The organism is Streptomyces sp. NPDC020597 (genome assembly GCF_044335095.1).
Lineage (GTDB): Bacteria > Actinomycetota > Actinomycetes > Streptomycetales > Streptomycetaceae > Streptomyces.
Map to the genome: position 1 here is coordinate 14797 of NZ_JBIRUL010000005.1, position 14940 is coordinate 29736.

A 14940-nucleotide genomic window follows, 5' to 3' on the forward strand; every position below is an offset into this window, starting at 1 on the left:
GGGCGCTCACACGGCGTCCAGGTCGAGCTTCGCGCCGGCCTTGAGGACGTCGTCCTGGTGCTTGAGGATCACGCCCAGACTGTCACGGACGACGTTCTCGTCGAGGGCGTCGGCGCCGAGTGCGAGGAGGGTGCGCGCCCAGTCGACGGTCTCCGCCACGGACGGGGCCTTGCGCAGGTCCATCGCGCGCAGCGCGCCCACCACCCGGACCACGGACTCGGCCAGCGCCGCGTCGATGCCGGGCACCTTCAGCCGGACGATCCGCCGCTCCAGCTCCTCCTCCGGGAACCCGATGTGCAGGAAGAGGCAGCGCCGGCGCAGCGCTTCCGACAGCTCACGGCTGGCGTTGGAGGTGAGGACCACGAACGGACGGCGGGTCGCGGTGATCGTGCCCAGCTCCGGAACGGTGACCTGGAAGTCGCTGAGCACCTCGAGGAGCAGTCCCTCCACCTCGACGTCGGCCTTGTCGGTCTCGTCGATCAGCAGGACGGTCGGCTCGTCGCCGCGGATGGCGGTCAGCAGGGGGCGGGGGAGCAGGAACTCCTCGCTGAAGACGTCGGTGCGGGTCTCGTCCCACGTCTCGCCCCTGCCCGCGCTGATGCGCAGCAGCTGCTTGGCGTGGTTCCACTCGTACAGCGCGCGGGACTCGTCGACGCCCTCGTAGCACTGCAGCCGCACCAGCCGGGCCTCCGCCACCCGTGCCACGGCCTTGGCCAGCTCGGTCTTTCCGACGCCGGCAGGCCCTTCGACCAGCAGCGGCTTGCCGAGCCGGTCGGCGAGGAAGACGGACGTGGCGACGGCGGGGGAGGCCAGGTACCCGCCCTCGGCGAGCCGGGCGGAGACATCGTCGACGGACGTGAACAACGGGGGCCTCCGGCGGTCGGCGCGGACGGGAGCGTGATCCGCCCACTATCTAAGCGCTTGTTCACCGAATTTGTCACGAGCGTTCCCCTCACCCTCGCCGCCGGGGGCGTTGTCAGTGGCGGGCGATACGTTGCAGGGCATGGGTGTGTATCTGGTGAGCGTGGACGCGAGGGAGTGGTTCGGGCACGAGGAGGGCGGATACGGCGACACGGCCTCGGCGCTGAACGACGAACTGCGGCGACGCGGACTGCCTCCGTATGTGCCGGCGGAATCCGCCGCGCGTGGACGGGGCTGGTTCGAGGAGAAGGCGAGCCCGTCCATGGCCGGATTCGCCGCGCTGTGCCGGGCGCACCTCGCCCCGGCCGAGGAGGCGACGCTCCTCGGCTGGACCGTCCTGGTGCCGGTCTCCCTGGACCGGGCGGTGGAGCTGCCGACCGGCAGCGCGTACACGGACGAGACGCTGATCGCCGGCGCACCGCAGGTCCTCGCCCTCGCCGAGCGGCTGGCCGACGCTCTCTCCCTGCCCCTGGACGCGATACCGGAGACCGGCGGCAACCTGGAGATGACGAACTGGTTCCTCGACGGCGGGGCGAGTGCGGCGGCCGCGGCGCGGCCGGGTCCGTGGGCCGACGACCAGGAGGCGGCCTTCTACGCAGCCATGTACCTGCGCGCCGCCCGGTACGCGCTGCGGCACGGCTGCCCGATGACCTGGTCCTGACACACGACCGCGGGCCGCACGACGAGGGGGCGTACGAGCGCGGGGACGCACGACCGCGGGCCCACCGGGCGGCCGGCTTGCCGCGGGGACCGGCGCCGCGGTCCTCACGAGGCGCCGGTGCCCGTGTGATCCGCCCTGCCGTGGGAACCCGGCCGACATGGACGATCATGCGCACCTCCACGGGTCGTACTGGCTCGACACCGCGCCGGGCGGCGACCCGCTGCCCCCGCCCGAAGGGCCGCTCACCGTGGACGTCGCGGTCGTCGGCGCGGGCATCGCGGGACTGAGTACCGCCTGGGAGCTGGTCCGGCGGGGACGCTCCGTCGCCGTGCTGGAGGCGGACCGGATCGCGGCCGGGGTCACCGGGCACACGACGGCCAAGGTCAGCGCCCTGCACACGCTCGTCTACGACCGGCTGCGCCGCACCCGGGGACCGGAGGCGGCCGCACTGTACGCCCGCTCGCAGTTCGAGGCCGTCCGGCACGTCGCCGAGACCGCGGACGCGCTCGGAGTCGACTGCGACTGGGAGGAGACGGCGGCCTACACCTACGCCGAGGACGCCTCCCGCACCGACGCCCTGAAGGCGGAGGCGGAGGCGGCGCGGGAGGCCGGGCTCCCGGCCGAGTACGTGACCGACACGGACCTGCCGTTCCCCGTCGCCGGCGCGGTCCGGGTCGCGGAGCAGGCGCAGTTCCACCCCCGCAGGTACCTCCTCGCCCTCGCCGACGACATCCGGCGGCTCGGCGGCGCCATCCACGAGCAGACCCGGGTCACCGGCCTGACCGAGGGCGACCCCTGTGTGCTCACCACCCGGTCGCCGGCTTCTGGGACCGAGGTGCGCGCCCGGTCCGTGGTCGTCGCCACCCACTACCCCGTGTTCGACCGGGCGCTGCTCTTCAGCAGGCTCTCCCCGCGCCGCGAACTGGTGGTGGCGGCGCCGATCGACCCCATCGGCGCCCCGCTGGGCATGTACATCACCCAGGAGCAGAACACGCGCTCGGTGCGCACGGCCCCGATGGACGACGGCCGGCGCCTGCTGATCGTGACGGGCGAGCACTTCACGCCGGGCTCCGGCGGCGACGTCGAAGAACGCTTCCAACGCCTCCGCGGCTGGGCGACGGACCGCTTCGGCGACCTGACCTTCACCCACCGCTGGGCCACCCAGGACAACGACTCCACCGACTCCGTCCCGCTGGTCGGAAGGCTGCACCCCGGCAGCCGCCACGCCTATGTGGCGACCGGCTTCGGCGGCTGGGGGATGAGCGGAGGTGTCATGGCCGGCCGTCTGCTGGCCGAGCAGATCACCGGCGGGACCAGCCCCTGGGACGATCTGTACGACCCCCGCCGGATCACCTCCGTGGTCCGCGAGGGCGCCGCCTTCCTCAAGCAGCAGGCCGACGTGGCCCGGCACTTCGTCGGCGACCGGCTGCCCTCGCCCTCCGGGCCGTCGGTCGAGACCCTCGCGCCGGGCGACGGCGCGGTGGTCCGCGTCGGCGGCGAGCGCTGCGCCGTCCACCGCGACGAGGACGGACAGCTCCACGCCCTGTCCGCGCGCTGCACCCATCTGGGCTGCCTCGTCGCCTTCAACCGCGCCGAGCGGGCCTGGGAGTGCCCCTGCCACGGCTCGCGGTTCGACGTGCGGGGCGCGGTCCTGCAGGGCCCGGCGGTCGACCCGCTGGAGCCCCGCGACCTCTGAGCCGAGCCGCGCTGCGCCGGCGCGCTGGTCCGGCCCATCCCCGGCCCGGGCCGGGGACGTCCCGCCTCAGCCGACCAGGACGACCTCCAGCGTGCGCGGGCCGTGCACCCCCTCCACCCGGTCCAGTTCGATGTCGCTGGTCGCCGACGGCCCGGAGATCCATGTCAACGGGCGTGCCGGGTCGAGCCGTCCGAGGGCCTGCGGCACGGACGACACCACCTGCCCGGGGACCAGGACCACGCACACATGGTGGTCGGGGACCAGCGTGATGCGACGCCGGCCCTGATCGGGGCCGCCGTCCAGGACGATCGTCCCGGTCTCGGCGATCGCCACGGCGCACGCCGTGACCACGCTGTCCACGCCGTCCAGGTCGTGCGCGGTGCTCCCGGCCCGGTCCTCGACCAGCTCGGCGTCCGTCGCGGACAGCCAGGCGGGGTCGAGGCCCGTCGGCGCGAGAACCGACCGCGTCCCGTGCTCGGCAAGCAACCGGCCGATCAGGGACGGTAGTTCGTCGTGAGTGCAGCGGTGCACGAGCGCCCGGTAGTCGGCCAGGTTCTCCGCCAGCAGCTGCACCGTCCGGGCGGCGTCGCGCTCGCCGTGCTCCCGCAGGTACTCGCGGGCGACGGCCTCCTCGTACCCGGCGAGCCCGTCCGGCCCGGGAGCGCCGTCGCGCGGCACGTCGGCCAGCGCACGCCGGACCCGGCCGAGGATCAGTTCCCTGCTGCTCACTTCGCCGTCCCCTCGTCCGTGGTGCCGCCGTCGGTCCGCTGCCACCAGTCGCGGAAGGGTTCCGCGGGCACGGCCGGAAGATCCCGGGTGCCGCTCCACGCCCTGCCCGGACCGGGCAGGGTGCGGGGGTGCAGCCGGCGGGTGCGCGACGCCAGCCGCTGACCGGCGCGCAGTGCGCCGGGGCGGGCGAACGCCCAGCGGGCCGCCCGCATCGCCGCGCGCTCCGCGGCATGGCCCTTGGCCGGCTTCAGCACCGTCCGGTTGCCCTCCCGGGTCACCGGCCCGCCCTGCACGACCCGTTCCCGCAGGTGCACCAGCACCTCCGGGATGTCGATGGCGACCGGGCAGACCTCGTAGCAGGCCCCGCACAGGGAGGAGGCGTAGGGCAGCGAGGCGTCGATCTCGCTGCCGGTGCCCCGCAGTTGAGGGCTGAGGATCGCGCCGATCGGGCCCGGGTAGACCGAGCCGTAGGCGTGGCCGCCGGCCCGCTCGTACACGGGACACACGTTCAGGCACGCCGAGCAGCGGATGCAGCGCAGGGCCTGCCGGCCGACCTCGTCGGCGAGGGTGTCGGTGCGGCCGTTGTCGAGCAGCACCAGGTGGAAGGTCCGCGGACCGTCGCCGTCGGTGGTGCCCGTCCAGGTGGACGTGTACGGGTTCATCCGCTCGGCCGTCGAGGAGCGCGGCAGCGTCTGGAGGAAGACCTCCAGGTCGCGCCAGGTCGGCACGATCTTCTCGATGCCGACGACGGAGATCAGGGTCTCGGGGAGGGTGAGGCACATCCGCCCGTTGCCCTCGGACTCCACGACGACGAGGGTGCCGGTCTCGGCGACCATGAAGTTGGCGCCGGAGACGCCGACCTTGGCGCGCAGGAACTTCTCCCGCAGGTGCAGACGGGCCGCCTCGGCGAGTTCGGCGGGCGTGTCGGTGAGGCCCTCGGGGGCCGGTCGCCCCCACTCGCTCATCTCCGCGGCGAAGATGTCGCGGATCTCGCCCCGGTTGCGGTGGATCGCCGGGACCAGGATGTGCGAGGGACGGTCCTTGCCCAACTGCACGATCAGCTCGGCGAGATCCGTCTCGTAGGCCCGGATGCCCTCGGCCTCCAGCGCCTCGTTGAGCCCGATCTCCTGCGTCGCCATGGACTTGACCTTGACGACCTCCGACTCGCCGGTCTCCTTGACGAGTCGCGTGACGATCCGGTTGGCCTCGTCGGCGTCCGCCGCCCAGTGGACCGTGCCGCCGGCCGCGGTGACCTTCTCCTCCAACTGCACCAGATAGCGGTCGAGATGGCGCAGGGTGTGGTCCTTGATCTGCTTGCCGGCCTCGCGCAGCGCGGCCCAGTCGGACATCTCGGCGACCGCCGCCGCGCGCTTGGCGCGGATGGTGTGCGTGGCGTGCCGCAGATTGGCGCGCAGGGTCGTGTCGCCGACCGCCTCCCGGGCGGCCTCCGGAAACGCCGGCATCCCGACGAACGTCCCGCTCACAGTGCCGGCTCCGTTTCCGTGCTCGCCAGGATCTCCGCGATGTGCACCGGCCGCATCCCGGTGCGCAGCCGCGTCATGGTCCCGCCGATGTGCATCAGGCAGGAGTTGTCGGCCGCGCACAGCACCTCCGCGCCCGTCGACTCGGCGTTGCGCACCTTGTCGGCGCCCATCGCCGCCGAGACGTCGGAGTTCTTCAGCGCGAACGTGCCGCCGAAGCCGCAGCACTCGTCGGCGCCCGGCAGTTCCGCGAGCTCGAGCCCCTTGACCGCCTGGAGCAGCCGCCGGGGCCGGTCCCCGAGCCCCAGTCCGCGCAGCCCGTGACAGGTCGGGTGATAGGTCACCGTGTGCGGGTAGCAGGCGCCGACGTCGGTCACACCGAGCACGTCCACCAGGAACTCGGTGAGCTCGTACGTCTTCGGGACGACCGGGGCGAGGGCCGCGGCGAGCGTGTCGCCGCGCCCTTCCGCCCTGGCCCGCTCGCCCATCCGCGGATACAGCTCCCGCACCATCGCCCCGCACGATCCCGACGGCGTCACGATCACCTCGTACTCACCGAATACATCGGAGAAATGCCGGGCGAGAGGTTCGGCCTCATGGCGATAACCGGTGTTGTAGTGGGCCTGTCCGCAGCAGGTCTGCGCCATCGGGAAGTCGACCTCGACGCCCAGCCTGGTCAGCAGTTTCACCACGGCGCGGCCGGTATCCGGATAGAGCGTGTCGTTGACACAGGTCAGGAACAGGGCGACACGCATCGCGGCTCCTCAAGGATCGATCATCGGATGAATGAAGAGTAGCCCGCTGGAGAGCTCCCGGGGAGACCCCGTCTCACCGGCCGGCGAGACGGGCCTGTGCCGCGTGCCACCGCCCTGCGTCGCCGCGCGGCTCGTAGCGCGTCAGCGGCTGGGTGCGGGCCAGCAGCCGGCGCATGTCGGCGCGGTCGCCGACCAGGTCGTGGGCCCGGGACTGGACGAGCACGTTGCCGAGCGCGGCCGCCTCCGTCGGGCCCGCCACCACCGGCAGCCCGCAGGCGTCGGCGGTGAGCTGGCACAGCAGCGTGTTGCGGGTGCCGCCGCCGACGATGTGGACCACGTCGACGGCATGGCCGGCCAGCCGCTGGGCGTCCTCGACGGCCTTGCGGTGCGCCAGGGCCAGGGAGTCGAGGATGCAACGGGTGATCTCGCCGGGCGTGCCCGGCACCGGCTGCCCCGAGACACGGCAGGCCTCGGCGATCCGCTCCGGCATCCGCCCGGGCGCCAGGAAGGAGGCGTCCCCCGCGTCCACGACCGAGCTCAGCGCGGGCGCGGCTGCCGCGTCCCGCAGCAGTTCCGCCAGGTCGGGGTGGTCCCAGGCGCGCATGCACTCCTGGAGCAGCCACAGCCCCATGATGTTGCGGAGATAGCGGACCGTGCCGTCCAGTCCCAGCTCGTTGGTGAAGTTGGCGGCGCGGCTCTCCTCGGTGAGCACGGGCGCGGTCAGCTCCAGACCGGCCAGCGACCAGGTGCCGGTGCAGATGTAGGCGAACCGCTCGTCGCCGGCCGGGACGGCCGCCACCGCGGACGCGGTGTCGTGCGAGCCGACGGTGGTCACCGGCACCGGTCCGGAGAGGCCCGTCTCCTCCAGCACCCGGTCCCGCAGCACGCCCGCCGGATCGCCGGGCCGCCGCAGCGGGGCGAACAGGGCGAGGTCGATGCCGAGCCGGCCGGCGACGTCGTGCGCCCAGTCGCCGGTGCGCGGGTCGATCAGCTGGGTCGTCGAGGCGTTCGTCAGCTCGGTGCCCTGCTCGCCCGTCAGCCAGTACGCCAGCAGGTCGGGGATGAGCAGCAGCCGCCGCGCCTGCACGAGCTGGGCCGTGGAGGCCGCGGCCGTCAGCTGGTAGAGGGTGTTGAACGGCGCGTACTGCAGACCGGTCGCCGCGTACAGCTCGGCCGCCGGCACGCTCGCCCACACCTTCTCGGCGACGCCCTCGGTGCGCGCGTCCCGGTAGTGCACGGGGTTGCCGAGCAGCGCCCCGTCGGCGTCCAGCAGACCGTAGTCGACGGCCCAGCTGTCGATGCCGACGGAGTCGACCTGGCCCGCCGCGCGCAGCCCGTCCAGCACCCCCGCGTACAGGGACAGCACGTCCCAGCGCAGCCCCTCGGGGAGGCGGAGCGGGCGGTTGGCGAAGCGGTGCGCCTCGGTCAGCTCCAGCGTGTCGGGGCCGACCCGGCCGACCATGACGCGCCCGCTCGACGCGCCGAGGTCGACGGCGGCGTACGCCCGCACGGCCGTCACCGGAGGAACGCGGCCGCCACACCCGCGTCGACGGGGACATGGAGTCCGGTGGTGTGGGTGAGCTCGCCGCCGGTCAGCGCGAACACGGCGTTCGCCACGTGCTCGGGCAGCACCTCGCGCTTGAGGATGGTGCGCTGCGCGTAGAACTCGCCCAGCTTCTCCTCCTCGATGCCGTAGGTCGCGGCGCGCTGGGCGCCCCAGCCGCCGGCGAAGATGCCCGAGCCGCGCACCACGCCGTCGGGGTTGACCCCGTTGACGCGGATGCCGTGCTCGCCCAGCTCGGCCGCGAGCAGCCGCACCTGGTGGGCCTGGTCGGCCTTGGTGGCGGAGTAGGCGATGTTGTTGGGCCCGGCGAAGACGGCGTTCTTCGAGGCGATGTAGACGATGTCGCCGCCCAGGCGCTGCGCGATCATCGTGCGCGCCGCCTCGCGCGAGACGAGGAAGGACCCGCGGGCCATGATGTCGTGCTGAAGGTCCCAGTCCTTCGCCGACGTCTCCAGCAGCGGCTTGGAGATCGAGATTCCGGCGTTGTTCACGACCAGGTCGACCCCGCCGAAGGCGAGCGCGGCGGCCTCGAAGGCGGCGGCGATCTGCTCCTCGGACGTCACGTCGACGGTGACCGCGGCGGCCCTGTCGGGTCCGCCGAGCTCCTCGGCGACAGCGGCGGCGTTCTCACCGTTCAGGTCGGCCACGACCACGCAGGCGCCCTCGGCGGCCAGCCGGTGCGCGATCGCCTTGCCGATCCCGCTGCCGCCTCCCGTCACCAGGGCGACCCGGGTGGCGAGCGGCTTGGGCTTCGGCATCCGCTGGAGCTTGGCCTCCTCCAGCGACCAGTACTCGATGCGGAACTTCTCCGACTCCTCGATCGGCGCGTACGAGGACACAGCCTCGGCGCCCCGCATCACGTTGATCGCGTTGACGTAGAACTCGCCTGCCACCCGGGCGGTCTGCTTGTCCTTGCCGAAGGAGAACATGCCGACGCCCGGCACCAGCACGATCGCCGGGTCGGCGCCGCGCATCGCGGGGGAGCCGGGCTCGGCGTGCCGCGCGTAGTAGGCGGCGTACTCCTCGCGGTAGGCGGTGTGCAGCTCGCCGAGCCGGGCCACGGCGTCCTCCAGCGGCGCGGTCGGCGGCAGGTCCAGGACCAGCGGCCGCACCTTGGTGCGCAGGAAGTGGTCGGGGCACGAGGTGCCGAGCGCGGCGAGCCGAGGGTGCCCGGCCCGCGCGGTGAAGTCGAGGACGACGTCCGAGTCGTCGAAGTGCCCGACCTGCGGCCGGTCCTGGGAGGCGATCGCCCGGACGTACGGCGCGAGCGCGGCGGCCCGCTTGCGGCGCTCGCCCTCGGGCAGCGGGCCGTAGCCGTCGAGGACGGGGCCGAAGGGCTCGGTCCTGCCCTTCTCCGCGAGGAACGCCTCGGCCGTGCGGATGATGTGCAGCGAGTTGCGCTCGCACTCCTCGGCGCTGTCGCCCCAGGCGGTGATGCCGTGACCACCGAGGATCACGCCGATGGCCTGCGGGTTGGCCGCCTTGATGGCGGCGATGTCCAGGCCGAGCTGGAACCCGGGCCGCCGCCACGGCACCCAGGCGACCGCGTCGCCGAAGCACTCGGCGGTCAGCTTCTCCCCGTCGGCGGCGCAGGCCAGCGCGATGCCGGAGTCCGGGTGCAGATGATCGACGTGCGGGGCGTCGACGAGCCCGTGCATCGCGGTGTCGATCGACGGGGCCGCACCGCCCCTGCCGTGCAGGCAGTAGTCGAACGCGGCGACCATCTCGTCCTCGCGCTCGACCCCCGGGTAGACGTCGCGCAGCGCCCGCAGTCGGTCCAGCCGCAGCACGGCGAGCCCGGCCCCGGTCAGCGTGCCGAGGTCGCCGCCCGAGCCCTTCACCCACATCAGCTCGACGTCCCCGCCGGTGACGGGGTCGGTGTCGGAGCCCTTCGCGGAGGTGTTGCCGCCGGCGTAGTTCGTGTTGCGCGGGTCGGCGCCGAGCCGACGGGACCGACCGAGCAGGGCGGCGGCTTCGGGATGGGTGGACATGGAGTTTCCTTACTTCTCAGGAGAGGGTGAGTGGACTTGCCCGGGGCCCGGGGAACTGCGCGACCGGCTGCCTGCGGCCCGCGCCCCGCGACGGGACGGATCGCCGTGGACGCTCACGCGCCCCAACCGGCCTGCTCCCCTCCCACCCGCTCGGCAATGATCTTCTCGGCCCACCCGGACCGCCGGTACGCCCCCATCGGGTCGGGGTCCAGCCCCAGCTCGCCGCGAACCTCCGCGAGCAGCGGCCGCACGTCCGTGTTGTACGCGTCCATCAGGACCGCGTTGGCCTCCAGCACGTCGCCGCGGGCCTGGGCGTCGGCCAGCGCCGAGGCGTCGACGAGCAGCGCCTTGGCCGTCGCCTCCTGGACGTTCATCACGGAGCGGATGATCGCCGGGATCTTCGCCTCGATGTTGTGGCACTGGTCGAGCATGAAGGCCACGTCGGAGGTGAACCCGCCGCCGCGCACCACCTCGTACATGATCCGGAACAGCTGGAAGGGGTCCGCCGCGCCCACCATCAGGTCGTCGTCGGCGTAGAACCGGGAGTTGAAGTCGAACCCGCCGAGCTTCCCCTCGCGCAGCAGTGTGGCGACGATGAACTCGATGTTGGTCCCGGGCGCGTGGTGCCCGGTGTCGACCACCACCTGCGCCTTGGGGCCCAGCTTCAGACAGTGCGCGTACGCCGTGCCCCAGTCCGGGACGTCCGTCGCGTAGAACGCCGGCTCGAAGAACTTGTACTCCAGCAGCATCCGCTGCCCGTCGCCCAGCCGCTCGTACACCTCGGCGAGGCCCTCCGCGAGCCGGTCCTGGCGCGCGCGGAGATCGTCCTGGCCGGGATAGTTCGTCCCGTCCGCGAACCACAGCTTCAGATCGGTGGAGCCCGTAGCGTCCATGATGTCGACGCACTCGAGCAGGTGGTCGACGGCCTTGCGGCGCACCGCCGCCTCCGGGTGGCAGATGCTGCCGAGCTTGTAGGCGTCGTCCTGGAAGGTGTTGGAGTTGACGGCCCCGAGCTTCACGCCCCGGTCCTCGGCGTGTTCGGCCAGCGCGGAGTAGTCCTCCACCTTGTCCCACGGGATGTGCAGCGCGACGGTCGGGGCCGCCCCGGTGACCGCGTGCACCTGTGCCGCGTCGTCCAGCTTCTCCTGCGGGGTGCGCGGAACCCCCTGCTGGGCGAACACCTTGAAACGGGTCCCCGAGTTCCCGTACGCCCATGACGGCGTCTCGACGGCCTGGGTCTTCAGCGCGGCCTTCACGGCGACGAGGTCGGTCACTTCGGGCTCCTGTGACATCGGTCCGGCATCGACTCCGGATGAAACGATTCAGAACGGGAAGCTATGAGGCCGCCGAACAGGTGTCAACCCCCCAGGCCTGGTGTCTTCCCCGTGACTCGGGCGTGACCTTCGTGTATCGAAAACTTTTCGACACGTACCCATTGACGTGACATGGCCGGGATGCCTAACGTCCCGGCCATCCAGTTGAAACCTTTCACGACACCGCGGCGGCCCCTAGCGGCCCGGTCCGCGGCTGTCGTCGAGGAGCCACCCATGACCCACCCGTCCGACACGGGACCGGCCCCGGTGCTGGCACTGAGGGACGTGACGAAGTCCTTCGGCGCCGTACGGGCCCTGCGGGCCGTCTCCCTGGAGCTGTTCCCCGGCGAGGTGCACGCCCTCGCCGGCGAGAACGGCGCGGGCAAGTCGACCTTGATCAAGACCCTTGCGGGGGTGCACCGACCGGACGCCGGCCGGGTGCTGCTCGACGGCGAGTCCGTCGTCTTCCACGGTCCCGGCGACGCCCGCGACGCCGGAATCGCGGTGATCTACCAGGAGCCCACGCTCTTCCCCGACCTGTCGATCGCCGAGAACATCTTCATGGGCCGCCAGCCCCGGCGGGCCCTCGGCCGCATCGACCACAAGGCCACCCACGCCGCCACCGCCGCCCTGATGCAGCGCCTCGGCGTCGACCTCGACCCCGACCGCCCGGCGCGCGGACTGTCCATCGCCGACCAGCAGATCGTCGAGATCGCCAAGGCGCTCTCCTTCGACGCCCGCGTCCTGATCATGGACGAGCCCACCGCCGCCCTCACCGGCAGCGAGGTCGCCCGGCTCTTCGGCGTGGTGCGCACCCTGCGCGAACAGGGCGCGGCCGTCCTGTTCATCTCGCACCGGCTCGAGGAGATCTTCGAGATCTGCCAGCGGGTGACCACCCTGCGCGACGGGGCGTGGATCGCCAGCGAGCCGATCGAGGGCATGACCGAGGACGACCTGGTCCGCCGGATGGTCGGCCGCGACCTCGACGAGCTCTACCCCAAGCAGGACGTCACACCGGGCGAGGTCGCCCTCAGCGTCCGCCGGCTGACCCGCGAGGGCGTCTTCACCGACGTGTCCTTCGAGGTCCGGCGCGGAGAGATCGTCGGCCTCGCCGGACTCGTCGGGGCCGGCCGCACCGAGGTCGCCCGGGCCGTGTTCGGCATCGACCGCTGGGACGCCGGCGAGGTCTGGGTGGACGGCCGCCCGCTCACCAACGGAGCCCCCTCCACCGCGATGTCCGCGGGCCTCGCCCTCGTCCCCGAGGACCGGCGCGCCCAAGGCCTGGTGATGGACATGTCCATCGAGCGCAACATCGGTCTCACCGGTCTGCGCACCACCGTGAAGGCCGGACTGATGGACCGCGGCGCCGAACGCAGCCGCTCCCTCGACTGGGCCGTCAAGCTCCAGGTGAAGTACGCCCGGATCGCCGACAGCGTCAACACCCTCTCCGGCGGCAACCAGCAGAAGGTCGTGCTCGCCAAGTGGCTGGCCACCGGCCCCAAGGTGCTGATCGTCGACGAGCCGACGCGCGGCATCGACGTCGGCACCAAGGCCGAGGTCCACCGGCTGCTGAGCGAGCTGGCCGCCGACGGGGTCGCCGTCCTGATGATCTCCTCCGACCTGCCCGAGATCCTCGGCATGGCCGACCGCGTGCTGGTGATGCACGAGGGCCGGCTCACCGCCGAGATCGCCCGCACCGACGCCACCGAGGAAACCGTGATGGCCGCAGCCACCGGGAGGGCCGCCGCATGACGGTGACCACTCCCCACGAGGCCCCCGTCGCCGGGACGCCGAAATCCAGCGGCACCCGGCTGGCCGACCGTGTCTTCAAGATGCGCGAACTCGCCATCCTGGTCGTCTTCCTGGTGATGATCGCCGTCACCCAGGCAGGCAACAGCGAGTTCCTCTCCGAGCAGGGCGTCAAGGACCTGCTGCTGAACGCGACCATCCTGGTGCTGGTCGCCACCGGCCAGTCCCTGGTCGTCATCACACGCAACGTCGACCTCTCGGTCGGCTCCACCCTCGGCATCAGCGCCTTCGCCGCCGGCACCTACCTGCACGGCGGCGGCAACCCGGTGGTCGCGATCGCTCTGGCGGTCCTGCTGGGCGTCGGCTTCGGGCTGCTCAACGGGCTGCTGGTCAGCCTCGGTCAGGTGCCCGCCCTGGTCGTCACCCTCGGCACGCTGTACATCATCCGCGGCATCGACTCCATCTGGGTCGGCTCCCGGCAGATCACCGCGGCCGATCTGCCGGACTCCTTCGTCGACTTCGGCTCCGGCGGCCTCTCGGCGGTGCCCTGGCTGGCGCTCATCGCGGTCGCCGTCCTGATCGCGACCGCCTACTACCTCAAGCACTTCGGCAGCGGACGCGAGCTGTACGCGCTCGGCTCCAACCCCGAGGCCGCCCGGCTCGCCGGCATCCCGGTCCGCAAGCGGATCCTCGCCGCCTACACGTTCTGCGGCGGCCTCGCCGGTCTCGCCGGCGCCATGTACCTGGCCCGGTTCGGCAACGTCGACTCCGGGACCGGCAACGGCTACGAACTCACCGTCGTCAGCGCGGTCGTGGTCGGCGGCGTCGTCTTCACCGGCGGCTCCGGCAGCGTCTACGGCGCCGCCCTCGGCGCCCTGCTCCTCACCTCCATCAACAGCGTCCTGCCCGCCCTCGGCGTCAGCTCGGTCTGGGTGCTCGCCATCAACGGCGTGCTGCTCCTGCTGGCCATCGCGGTCGACCGGATCGTGGCGCTGCGGGTGGCGTCCGCCCTGAAGAAGAAGTCGGCCTCCGTGCCGACCGCAGAGAAGGGAGAGGCCCGTGCCTGAGTACCTGGCCCGCGCGATCCGCTGGGACACCGTCGTGGGCGCCCTCCTGATCGTCCTGCTGCTGTTCTCCTTCTCCCTCGTGGACGGCTTCGGCAACGCGCTGAACCTTTCCTTCCTGATCGGCAACACCCTGCCGATCGCCCTCATCGCCCTGCCGATGACCCTGCTGGTCGTCTCCGGCGAGATCGACCTCTCGGTCGCCTCCACGGCCGGCCTGTCCGGCGCGGTCATGGGCGCCCTGTGGAACCAGGGCCTGACCATCGAGGCGATCATCCCGATCTGCCTGCTGCTGGGCGTGGTGTGCGGGCTGGTCAACGGACTGCTCGTGACGCGCCTCGGCCTGCCCTCCCTCGCCGTCACCATCGGCACCCTCGCCGCCTACCGGGGCATCGCGCAGATCGTGCTCGGCTCCGACGCGGTGACCGACTTCCCCACCCAGTACCTGGACTTCGCGGCCGGAAGGGTCGGGGACAGCTTCCTCCCGCAGGCGTTCCTGCCCTTCGTGGTGCTGCTCGCGATCGCGGTGGTCGTCCTGCACGCCACCCCGTTCGGCCGCTCGCTCTTCGCGACCGGCGCCAGCGAGGAGGCCGCCCGGTTCGCCGGCATCCGCGTCAAGCGCCAGAAGCTCATCCTGTTCACGGTCACCGGACTGATGGCTTCCCTCACCGGCGTCTTCTGGGCCCTGCACTACGCCAGCGCCCGCTACGACAACGCGACCGGCCTCGAACTCTCCGTCGTCGCCGCGGTGTTGCTCGGCGGCATCGACTTCGACGGCGGCAAGGGCACGCTGGGCGGCGCCATCGCGGGAGTGTTCCTCCTCGGCGCACTGCAGAACGTGATGAGCCTGCTCAACGTCTCCGCCCAGTCCCAGATCGTCGTCACCGGCGTCCTGCTCGTCGTCTCCGTGCTCGGCCCCCGGGTCGCACGCCAGATCTCCGTCGCGAGGGCGGGCCGCAGAGCCGCAGCCTCGACCCCGACGGTCTGAACAACCACAGCACCGCCCTCATCCCTAA

General features: G+C 72.3%; 12 protein-coding genes. 5 read left to right on the forward strand and 7 right to left on the reverse strand.

What is annotated here, in order from left to right:
* Window positions 1-6: 6 nt before the first annotated feature.
* Window positions 7-864: an AAA family ATPase gene (locus ACH4ZA_RS10935; RefSeq protein ID WP_398428915.1), complete on the reverse strand. Its 858-nt coding sequence runs from the start codon at window positions 862-864 to the stop codon at window positions 7-9.
* 139 nt (window positions 865-1003) lie between these two features.
* On the opposite strand from ACH4ZA_RS10935, the gene ACH4ZA_RS10940 reads away from it, so the two are divergent.
* Complete coding sequence (locus tag ACH4ZA_RS10940; RefSeq protein WP_398428917.1) at window positions 1004-1582, forward strand: hypothetical protein; 579 nt, start codon at window positions 1004-1006, stop codon at window positions 1580-1582.
* Between the two features lie 157 nt (window positions 1583-1739).
* A complete protein-coding gene (locus tag ACH4ZA_RS10945; protein ID WP_398428918.1) occupies window positions 1740-3278 on the forward strand; it encodes an FAD-dependent oxidoreductase in 1539 nt (512 codons plus the stop codon).
* A 66-nt stretch (window positions 3279-3344) separates the two neighbouring features.
* On the opposite strand, the gene ACH4ZA_RS10950 is transcribed toward ACH4ZA_RS10945, so the two are convergent.
* The 6 genes from ACH4ZA_RS10950 to rhaI form a co-directional block, all read right to left on the reverse strand.
* Window positions 3345-4007 (reverse strand): lactate utilization protein C, encoded by a 663-nt coding sequence (locus ACH4ZA_RS10950; protein WP_398428920.1) that lies wholly within the window; start codon window positions 4005-4007, stop codon window positions 3345-3347.
* Window positions 4004-5491 (reverse strand): LutB/LldF family L-lactate oxidation iron-sulfur protein, encoded by a 1488-nt coding sequence (locus ACH4ZA_RS10955; protein ID WP_398428921.1) that lies wholly within the window; start codon window positions 5489-5491, stop codon window positions 4004-4006. Before ACH4ZA_RS10955 ends, ACH4ZA_RS10950 begins: the two co-directional genes overlap by 4 nt.
* Window positions 5488-6243 (reverse strand): (Fe-S)-binding protein, encoded by a 756-nt coding sequence (locus tag ACH4ZA_RS10960; RefSeq protein ID WP_398428922.1) that lies wholly within the window; start codon window positions 6241-6243, stop codon window positions 5488-5490. Before ACH4ZA_RS10960 ends, ACH4ZA_RS10955 begins: the two co-directional genes overlap by 4 nt.
* Window positions 6244-6316: 73 nt before the next feature.
* A complete protein-coding gene (locus tag ACH4ZA_RS10965; RefSeq protein ID WP_398429270.1) occupies window positions 6317-7753 on the reverse strand; it encodes a rhamnulokinase family protein in 1437 nt (478 codons plus the stop codon).
* A gap of 5 nt (window positions 7754-7758) precedes the next feature.
* Complete coding sequence (locus ACH4ZA_RS10970; protein ID WP_398428923.1) at window positions 7759-9798, reverse strand: bifunctional aldolase/short-chain dehydrogenase; 2040 nt, start codon at window positions 9796-9798, stop codon at window positions 7759-7761.
* A 113-nt stretch (window positions 9799-9911) separates the two neighbouring features.
* Window positions 9912-11072, reverse strand: coding sequence for an L-rhamnose isomerase (rhaI, locus tag ACH4ZA_RS10975; RefSeq protein WP_398428925.1), 1161 nt, complete (start codon window positions 11070-11072; stop codon window positions 9912-9914).
* A 273-nt stretch (window positions 11073-11345) separates the two neighbouring features.
* Here rhaI and ACH4ZA_RS10980 point away from each other — a divergent pair, with 273 nt between their 5' ends.
* From ACH4ZA_RS10980 to ACH4ZA_RS10990, 3 genes are read left to right on the forward strand one after another with little or no spacing between them, the layout of a single operon-like run.
* On the forward strand, window positions 11346-12863 hold the full coding sequence (locus ACH4ZA_RS10980) for a sugar ABC transporter ATP-binding protein (RefSeq protein ID WP_398428926.1): 1518 nt from the start codon (window positions 11346-11348) through the stop codon (window positions 12861-12863).
* The gene (locus tag ACH4ZA_RS10985; protein WP_398428927.1) at window positions 12860-13927 is read left to right on the forward strand and encodes an ABC transporter permease; all 1068 of its coding nucleotides are present in this window, start codon (window positions 12860-12862) and stop codon (window positions 13925-13927) included. Before ACH4ZA_RS10980 ends, ACH4ZA_RS10985 begins: the two co-directional genes overlap by 4 nt.
* Window positions 13920-14912, forward strand: coding sequence for an ABC transporter permease (locus tag ACH4ZA_RS10990; protein WP_398428929.1), 993 nt, complete (start codon window positions 13920-13922; stop codon window positions 14910-14912). The genes ACH4ZA_RS10985 and ACH4ZA_RS10990 overlap by 8 nt, the downstream gene beginning before the upstream one ends.
* The last annotated feature ends 28 nt before the right edge of the window (window positions 14913-14940 follow it).

Bases quoted from the DNA above. Each gene is read 5' to 3' on its own strand.
- ACH4ZA_RS10960 (WP_398428922.1), bottom strand. From the start codon at position 6,243: ATGCGTGTCGCCCTGTTCCTGACCTGTGTCAACGACACGCTCTATCCG.
- ACH4ZA_RS10970 (WP_398428923.1), bottom strand. From the start codon at position 9,798: ATGTCCACCCATCCCGAAGCCGCCGCCCTGCTCGGTCGGTCCCGTCGG.
- ACH4ZA_RS10945 (WP_398428918.1), top strand. From the start codon at position 1,740: ATGGACGATCATGCGCACCTCCACGGGTCGTACTGGCTCGACACCGCG.
- ACH4ZA_RS10940 (WP_398428917.1), top strand. From the start codon at position 1,004: ATGGGTGTGTATCTGGTGAGCGTGGACGCGAGGGAGTGGTTCGGGCAC.
- ACH4ZA_RS10980 (WP_398428926.1), top strand. From the start codon at position 11,346: ATGACCCACCCGTCCGACACGGGACCGGCCCCGGTGCTGGCACTGAGG.
- ACH4ZA_RS10985 (WP_398428927.1), top strand. From the start codon at position 12,860: ATGACGGTGACCACTCCCCACGAGGCCCCCGTCGCCGGGACGCCGAAA.